Origin of the sequence: Methanocaldococcus sp. (assembly GCF_024490875.1) — an archaeon.
In the GTDB taxonomy this organism is placed as follows: Archaea; AGJL01; Methanococci; order Methanococcales; family Methanocaldococcaceae; genus Methanocaldococcus.
The window spans coordinates 1-8,470 of sequence record NZ_JACCLX010000037.1; the positions used below are offsets into that span (position 1 = coordinate 1).

The 8,470-nt window shown below is 27.3% G+C and carries 9 protein-coding genes and 1 pseudogene; 5 read left to right on the forward strand and 5 right to left on the reverse strand.

The window, feature by feature from the left end; translation table 11 throughout:
- Window positions 1–723 precede the first annotated feature (723 nt).
- The gene (gene moaC, locus HZY31_RS06600; RefSeq protein ID WP_297318626.1) at window positions 724–1,185 is read right to left on the reverse strand and encodes a cyclic pyranopterin monophosphate synthase MoaC; all 462 of its coding nucleotides are present in this window, start codon (window positions 1,183–1,185) and stop codon (window positions 724–726) included.
- 133 nt (window positions 1,186–1,318) lie between these two features.
- On the opposite strand from moaC, the gene HZY31_RS06605 reads away from it, so the two are divergent.
- Window positions 1,319–2,932, forward strand: coding sequence for a tRNA uridine(34) 5-carboxymethylaminomethyl modification radical SAM/GNAT enzyme Elp3 (locus HZY31_RS06605; RefSeq protein ID WP_297318627.1), 1,614 nt, complete (start codon window positions 1,319–1,321; stop codon window positions 2,930–2,932).
- On the opposite strand, the gene HZY31_RS06610 is transcribed toward HZY31_RS06605, so the two are convergent.
- Complete coding sequence (locus tag HZY31_RS06610; protein ID WP_297318628.1) at window positions 2,865–3,458, reverse strand: diacylglycerol/polyprenol kinase family protein; 594 nt, start codon at window positions 3,456–3,458, stop codon at window positions 2,865–2,867. The genes HZY31_RS06605 and HZY31_RS06610 overlap by 68 nt on opposite strands.
- 107 nt (window positions 3,459–3,565) lie before the next feature.
- Between HZY31_RS06610 and HZY31_RS06615 the strand changes: the two genes are divergently transcribed.
- Complete coding sequence (locus tag HZY31_RS06615; protein ID WP_297318629.1) at window positions 3,566–4,009, forward strand: LEA/WHy family protein; 444 nt, start codon at window positions 3,566–3,568, stop codon at window positions 4,007–4,009.
- A 111-nt stretch (window positions 4,010–4,120) separates the two neighbouring features.
- Here the strand turns inward: HZY31_RS06615 and rnp3 are convergent, their stop codons facing one another.
- Together rnp3 and comB are read right to left on the reverse strand one after the other, a co-directional pair.
- Window positions 4,121–4,810, reverse strand: coding sequence for a ribonuclease P protein component 3 (gene rnp3, locus HZY31_RS06620; RefSeq protein ID WP_297318630.1), 690 nt, complete (start codon window positions 4,808–4,810; stop codon window positions 4,121–4,123).
- Window positions 4,811–4,823: 13 nt separating this feature from the next.
- Window positions 4,824–5,501, reverse strand: coding sequence for a 2-phosphosulfolactate phosphatase (gene comB / locus HZY31_RS06625; protein ID WP_297318631.1), 678 nt, complete (start codon window positions 5,499–5,501; stop codon window positions 4,824–4,826).
- Window positions 5,502–5,561: 60 nt separating this feature from the next.
- Here comB and HZY31_RS06630 point away from each other — a divergent pair, with 60 nt between their 5' ends.
- Window positions 5,562–6,191: a DUF116 domain-containing protein gene (locus HZY31_RS06630; protein WP_297318634.1), complete on the forward strand. Its 630-nt coding sequence runs from the start codon at window positions 5,562–5,564 to the stop codon at window positions 6,189–6,191.
- A gap of 19 nt (window positions 6,192–6,210) precedes the next feature.
- Window positions 6,211–7,251 carry a TRC40/GET3/ArsA family transport-energizing ATPase gene (locus tag HZY31_RS06635; RefSeq protein ID WP_297318632.1) on the forward strand — a complete coding sequence of 347 codons (1,041 nt, stop codon included), beginning with the start codon at window positions 6,211–6,213 and terminating at the stop codon, window positions 7,249–7,251.
- On the opposite strand, the gene HZY31_RS06640 is transcribed toward HZY31_RS06635, so the two are convergent.
- Window positions 7,238–8,203 (reverse strand): cobalt-precorrin 5A hydrolase, encoded by a 966-nt coding sequence (locus HZY31_RS06640; RefSeq protein ID WP_297318633.1) that lies wholly within the window; start codon window positions 8,201–8,203, stop codon window positions 7,238–7,240. The two genes, HZY31_RS06635 and HZY31_RS06640, sit on opposite strands and share 14 nt — an antisense overlap.
- Window positions 8,204–8,329: 126 nt before the next feature.
- Between HZY31_RS06640 and HZY31_RS06645 the strand changes: the two are divergent.
- A pseudogene (locus tag HZY31_RS06645) lies at window positions 8,330–8,470 on the forward strand (H(2)-dependent methylenetetrahydromethanopterin dehydrogenase-related protein); the annotation flags it as partial.

An 8,470-nucleotide genomic window follows, 5' to 3' on the forward strand; every position in this document is an offset into this window, starting at 1 on the left:
ATATAAATAACAAGGGTAATTGACCCTCCGAACTATAACCCCTATATAAAGGAGAATAATAAAGTAATTTTAGAAAATTATCTCTTCAAATTGTGTCCTGTTTAAAATCAAGCCCCAAAGGGGATGGAAATATTTAAATTTTTTTATTTTTTAATAACATAAAATATTTATAAATTTCTATATTTATATTCTTTTTGAGAGTAATAACGAACCTCGAGAAAATCTCTATCTGAATATTATAAAATATGAAAAATGTCAAAAAAATATTATAGCAATATGAGAAATTTCAAAATTGTAATATTATCGTAATAAAAAATAGAATTTTCTTATGATTTGATATTATCAAGTCTCGAGAGTAAATATTATAAAAATATGAAAATTTTTTAAAAATATATTACGAATACACTATATAAATCTAAATTTTTTAATTTATCTATAATTTTTTAGGCATAAAAGAAAGGCAAAATATCCTTTATTTCCTATTAAACTCATAAATTTTTATATTTGCATCTTTTTTAAGAGTAATAACAAACCCCGATAAATTTTCAATTTAATATTATAAAATCACAAGAATAACAAAAAAATATTATGGTAATATGAAAAATATTAAAATTATAATATTGCCATAATAAAAACTCAAAATTTTTTATGATTTAATATTATCAAGTTCCAAGTATAGATAATATAGAAATATGAAAATTTATAAAAATAGTATTAAAATATTTAAATTGTTTTTACTTTCTTAACAACTCTTATTCCAAAAATTTCAGTCTCAGGATAATTTCCAGTTTCATCTTTTTCAACACTTTTGACCATATCCCATATAGTTAATAATGCAATAGTAACTCCAGTTAATGCCTCCATCTCTATTCCAGTTTTGTATGTAGTTTTAACTTTACAAATTGCTTTTATTTTATCTTCAAATATTTCAAAATCTATATTTACTGAAGTTATGGGTAGAGGATGACACATAGGAATCAATTCATAAGTTTTTTTTACAGATAGAATTCCAGCAATCTGAGCAGTAGTTAAAACATTACCTTTTTTAATTTTTTGTTCCTTTATCAATTTGATAGTTTCTACTTTTAATTTTATGTATCCTTCTGCAATACATTCTCTATAAACATCTTCTTTTTTGGAGATATCTACCATCTTTACTCCTTTATCATTAACATGGGTTAGCATTTAATCACCATTAAATTAGCATTAAGTTAATTATTTTGGTTGAATAATATTAAATATTATAGTTATATTTTTATAGATTTATAGATATATTCATATATGTAATTTTATATTTTATACTTAATTGGTGATAGTCATGGATGAAAAGGCAAAATTAATGAGATGTATAATTAAAAGAATTTTAGAAGAATATGAAAAAAATAAATCTTTAAATAAAAAAAGAATAGAACAAATTAAAGCAGAATGTTTAAGAATTTATAAATTGGGAATTGGACATCCTTCCAATTCTGAAATTTTGCAGTATGCTACAGAAGAAGAAAAAAAATTGCTAATTCCTATATTGAGGAAGAAACCTGTTAGAACAATTTCAGGAGTAGCTGTTGTAGCAGTTATGACTTCTCCAGAAAAATGTCCTCATGGAAAATGTATATTCTGTCCGGGAGGAGTAGGGAGTGTATTTGGAGATGTCCCACAAAGTTATACTGGGAGAGAGCCAGCAACTATGCGAGGTTTAATGTTTAACTTCGACCCATATTTACAAACAAAAGCAAGAATTGAGCAGTTAGAAAAAGTAGGACATCCAACGAACAAAATAGAACTTATAATAATGGGTGGAACATTTCCAGCGAGAGAGATATCTTATCAAGATTGGTTTATTAAAAGATGCTTAGACGCTATGAATAAAGTTGAAGCAAAAAGTTTAGAAGAGGCTCAAAAAATTAACGAAACGGCAGAGCATAGATGCGTAGCTCTTTGCATTGAAACAAGACCAGATTACTGTGGAGAGAAAGAGATAAATCAAATGTTAAAATTAGGAACTACAAGAGTAGAGTTGGGTGTTCAAACAATTTACAATGAAATTTTAGAATTTTGTAAAAGAGGGCATACAGTTGAAGATACCATAAAGGCAACTCAATTGTTAAAAGATAGTGGTTTAAAAGTGTCATATCACTTAATGCCCGGAATGCCTGGCTCTAATATAGAAATGGATAAAAAAATGTTTAAAGAAATTTTTACTAATCCAGATTTTATGCCAGATATGGTTAAAATCTATCCTTGTTTGGTTATAGAAGGGACTGAACTTTATGAGATGTGGAAGAGAGGAGAGTATAAGCCATACAGAGAAGAGGAGGCTATTGAGGTTATAAGTTATGCCAAATCAATAATGCCTAAGTGGGTTAGAACTTCAAGAATTCAGAGGGATATTCCTGCCACAGTAATAGTTGATGGAGTAAAAAAGAGCAACTTAGGAGAGTTAGTTTATAAGTATATGGAAAAACATGGAATTAAGTGTAGATGTATAAGATGCAGAGAAGTAGGACATGTGATGTATAAAAAAGGAATAATGCCTGATTTAGATTATATAAAGTTATGTAGAGAGGAATATGAAGCAAGTGGTGGAACTGAAATATTTTTATCTTTTGAAGATGTAAAAAATGATATATTAATAGCATTTTTAAGATTGAGGGTTCCATATAAACCATTTAGAAAAGAGATTGATGATAATACTATGTTAGTTAGACAACTTCATGTATGTGGTCAAGAGAAACCATTAACTAAGGATTTGAAAGAAATTACTTGGCAACATAAAGGATATGGAAGAAAACTCTTAGAGGAGGCAGAAAGAATTGCTAAAGAGGAATTTGGTAAAAAGAAAATTTTAATAACGAGTGGCATAGGTGTTAGAGAATATTATAGAAAGTTAGGATATGAAAAAATTGGAGTTTATATGGGCAAATACTTAGAATAAATGATACAATGAGGGGGAGATATAAGTTATCATCTATTTTTATTTTTTTACTTATAAATTCAAAGAATGCCGCAAGTAGTGAGACAAAAATTCCATAAATTCCATAAAATGGAAATAATATCAAAGATGATGATATAAAAAATGCCAAAAATCCCTCAATTGTTTTATCGAAATATTTTACTCTAATTTTTCCATTTATTCCAATAATTGTGGCTAATGAATCTCCAACAGCAAATACTAAGGTTCCAAAAAATATTGCCTTTATATCGTTAATAAAAATTAAAGATATTAATAAACCAACAGCAAAATATATAGCCCCTTCTCCATTTTCACCTTCTCTTTTACATAGATTTAGTAAATCTGAAATTATTGGAATATAGAATTTTTTGCATAAAAAATATAAGAAAATCCCTACTATTATACTGACAAATAAAGGGATTATTAAAAGTTTTTTAAATACCAATACTGAAAAAGATATTAAAACCCCAACGATTAAATGAATTGTTTGTCTATATATCTCTCTCAAACTTTCAACCTTTTTTATTTTTAATTTCTATTTAACAAAAAACATTTTTATATTATTTATCCTATAATTAAAATATTTACACTTAAAAACTATGTAGGTGAATCTTAATGGATTTAAAAAAATTCTTAATATTATTTATTCCAATGGTAGTAATCGTTGGACTTTCTGGATGTTTAGAGCCTCCAAAAGTTGAAGTTATTGAATATAAAATACAATCAGTTAATATGAACAATACTAAATTTACTATTAAAGTTTTAGTAGACAATCCATATCCTATTGGAGTAACAATCAATAAAATTTCCTTAGATATTTATGCTTTAGTTGATGGAGACAAAATTCACTTAGGACATGGAGAACAGGATAATATTAAAATATCCTCAGGAAACTCAACATTTGAACTTCCAATAATAATATCTAATGAAAAAATTGCCGAGGCTGTTCTTAAAAGTAAAAGTACTAAGTTACCAGTTGAAATCAAAGGAAATATATCGATTAATTTAATAGTTACAACAGTTAATATTCCAATAGATATTAAAAGAGAGATTGATTGATGTTTCAGGAGTAATTTCACAAAGCATAAAGAACGAAATTGCATCATCTTTAAATAATATTCAACAAATGAAACAAACTGATTAATAATTTTTTATTTAATTTTTTTACCTTTACTCTTTTATAATTTCAACTCCATATCTAACAACATTATCCTTCATTAAATAATCTCTAAATTCGCATATTTTATAAGTGGTTTCCATAATTTTTTTTGAATAATTGACATCTACCAAAGTGTTTAAAAATGCTCTTAAATCGTAGGGATTTTTAATTTGGTATTTATTTTCAGCATCCGTAGAAATTACAACTGGAACATCATACTTTTTTGCTAATTTTAAGTTATTTCTAAAAAATAGTAATGTTCTCGCCCTTTCATAACCATCTTTACTTAAAAGATTTTTTAAATTTATTTCAATAGCCACTCTGTGCGTTGATGCCAATCTTGCCAATACATGGTCTATTCCGCTATCTTTTCTACCCAATTCAGGAGTTGATAATATATCTACATCGTGCATTTCCACAGATGCTCTATTTATTTTTAAAATTCCTCCTTCAACTAATATTATATGACATTTATTTCTAAACTTCTTTACCTTTTTTCTCAATTCTTTAGGATTCTCTGTTTTTATTTTCACTCCTGAATAAACTTTTAATTTATAACTTTCACCAATAGATTTTACCTTCTCAAATAATTCTTTGTCAAATTCATAATCATACTGATAAAAAACAAATCCGTTCCATTTTAACTCTTTTAGCATTTTAATATCTTCTTCATCTTTTATTCTATTAATGTCAATTCTCATATTATCACAAAGTTTATTTAACTCTTACAACTTTGTTATCTTCTTTTTTGTAAATTCCTACTGCATCAATGCTATTTTCCAACATTGCAAAGGTTATATCTTTTTCATATCCAAGATTTTTTAAATTTTTAGCAGACGATGATTCTAAGATTAAAGACATCCAGTCATATTTTGTTAATTCTACTGCCACTTTAGTAAATTCGTCATACTCTCTATTGAGATATTTAGCAATAATTCCACAGCCAATAAAATCGTCTATTGAAAAATTGTTTTCTCTATGACATGGAACTAAACTGACATTTTCAAAATCTTTAACTGTTTCAGCGACATACTTTGCATTAACTATCGCTCCTATAAAAATATATTTAGAGTTTAAGTTTTTTAAAACTCTCGTTCCATTTGTCGTTGATAATATAACCTTTTCTCCATTTTCATATCTTTCCTTTATAATATCTTTATTTGCTAAAATCTCTGTTGGGGAGTTTCCAAAATCAAAATCTTCTATTTTTCTGCCCTTTCTCTCTCCAATGTATATGGTATTTTCTTCTTCTCTCTGTGTAGATGTAGTTATATATACCTCATCGATAAATGATAGAAGAGTTACTATTGTAGTTGATGCTCTTAAAACATCTACAACTATTGCTATATCATAACATTTATGATCAGCAAATTTATTACATAAAGTTATCATATCTATCCCATCATTTTTTATTTTATATATAAGGAGTATAAAAAGGAGGGATATGTTTTGATTTTAGATGGGTTTTTGCAGATTGTAGGTTTGATAACATTAACAGTATTTATATTAATAATTATAGTATCCATCTTAATTTTAATTATCGGATATATATTATTAAAAAAAGATAGGTTGATATTTCCAAATTTGGCTTTATTTTTAATGGATAATTTTTATTCGATACTATTAAAAGTTTTTCTATTAATTGGGACAGAAGATACTTCTTATAGAGTAGGAATAGAATTTTACAATAAATATTATGAAGATGCATTTAAAAAAGCAAAAAATAAGGTTTTGGTTCTTCCACACTGTTTAAGAGATTCAAAATGTCCTGCTAAATTAACTCCTAATGGTGTTGAATGCATATTCTGTGGGAGATGTAAAATAGGAGACATTATAAAAGTGGCAAAGGAAATTAATTACAAAGTTTATATAGTTCCAGGCTCTACATTCTTAAAGAGAATTTTAAAAGAAGAAAAGCCAGATGCTGTGTTTGGTGTTGCGTGCAATAGAGATTTATTTTATGGAATGAATATGTTATCAAGAAAAGGAATTCCTTCACAAGGACAACCTTTATTAAGGGATGGGTGTATAAATACTTTGGTTGATGTTGATGAACTCATATCAAGATTAAAATCATTATAATAAATTAAGGTGAAAATAAATGTTATCAAAAATAAAAGATTCAATAAATTCATTAAGAGGAATTACTGAGAAGAAATTGGAAAAGAAGGATGGAACCAAATACATAATGTTTGGAGGTAAGGGAGGAGTTGGAAAGACAACAATGAGTGCTGCAACAGGAGTTTATTTAGCTCAGAAAGGATTAAAGGTTGTTATTGTCTCAACAGACCCAGCACATTCTTTAAGAGATATATTTGAGCAAGAGTTTGGACATGAACCTACAAAGGTTAAGGGCTTTGATAACTTATATGTTGTTGAAATTGATCCACAGAAAGCGATGGAAGAATATAAAGAAAAGTTAAAGGCTCAAATTGAAGAAAATCCATTCTTAGGAGAGATGTTAGAGGACCAATTAGAGATGGCTGCCCTCTCACCAGGAACTGATGAAAGTGCTGCTTTTGATGTATTTTTAAAGTATATGGATAATAATGAATTTGATGTAGTTATATTTGATACTGCTCCAACAGGACACACTTTAAGATTTTTAGGAATGCCAGAAGTTATGGACAAGTATATGACTAAAATGATTAAATTAAGGAAGCAGATGAGTGGTTTTATGAAGATGATGAAAAAATTCCTACCATTTGGAGGAAAAGATGAAGATATTGACTATGACAAAATGTTAGAAGAATTAGAGAAGATGAAAGAGAGAATAGTTAGAGCAAGAAAAATATTATCAGATCCAGAAAGAACTGCTTTTAGATTGGTAGTTATTCCTGAGGAGATGAGTATCTTAGAGAGTGAGAGAGCGATGAAAGCATTACAAAAATATGGAATTCCAATTGATGCAGTTATTGTGAATCAACTTATTCCAGAAGATGTTCAGTGTGACTTCTGTAGAGCAAGAAGAGAATTGCAGTTAAAGAGATTGGAAATGATTAAAGAGAAATTTGGGGATAAAGTTATTGCTTATGTCCCTCTTTTAAGAACCGAAGCAAAAGGTATTGAAACTTTAAAAGAAATAGCAAAAATATTATATGGAGATGAGGAAAAAGGAGAACAAAAAGTTACTGCTCAGTAGATATTGCTACGGTAACTCCATCTTTTTTAAATTTTTTTAATAATAACTCAATATTTTCATAGTTCTTATCTGTTAATTTTTTAACAGCCAATATTGATGCTGGTTCTGAAACTCCATAAACGCCTATATTTTTATATACAAATTCTGACTTTTCTAAATTTATTTTTTTATAAACTTCATTAATCTCTTCTTTTTTAAAAATAAATAATGGCTTTTTAAATTTATTTATTGTCTCTAAAATTCCTCTCTCATCTTTTTTATCTTCTACTGTGGCAAAGGCATCAACTCTCCAAATAGGAATACTTCTTAAAAATAAACCTTTTTTTATAGCCCAAAAAACCTTATATCTCTCTATATTTTTTCTTGCCCCAATCCCCACACATATTCTTAAAGGTTTTAACTTTATTTTGTTATCAACTATAACATCATATTTATCGTGATAACTTATTTTATAGCCATTCAAATTTTTTATTTTCCAATGTTTTGGAACTATTAAATTAATATCTTCCTCCAAAATTTTCTTATTTATCTTTAGTATATCTTTCCTTTTTGGAGTTTCCAAAAATAATATTTTGGAGAGTTCATCAATCCCTATTTTTCCATTTACATCAGTTGCAGTTGTAAAGATAACTCTTCCATTTATATGGTTGGCTATTAATTTGGAAAAATAGTTTCCTCTACCCAAATGATTTGATAACAAGGGAATTAGTTCTTTTTTTTCATTACAAACAATAACAAAAGGATCTTTAAATTTATCATTTTTAATTTTATCTAAAAACTTCCTCAATACAATTCCAGTAGCCATTATAAATATAAAGCCTTTTTCATCTCCATTAATTTTAAAATCTTTTATATTTTCAACTTTATTTTCATAATAGAAATAATCTAATACTTTTTTAATCTGCTCAGATATTTGTTTTCCCCTCTTTGTAATATATACAATTTTAATCATAATTTCTCCTCATACATCTAATAATTATTAGTCCGAAATTAACACTAATTTCTTATTATTAGTTCGAAATTCTTTCCCATAATTGTATATATAAGTTTATTTTAAAGATATTTTTCAGGTGAAAATATGAAAGTATCAGTATATGGAGCAGGAAATCAGAAGTTGTATATAGAACAGTTAAATTTACCAGAAAAATTTGGTGGGGAGCCACCATATGGAGGAGCGAGGATGGCAATAGAGTTTGCGGAAGCAGGGCATGATGTTATC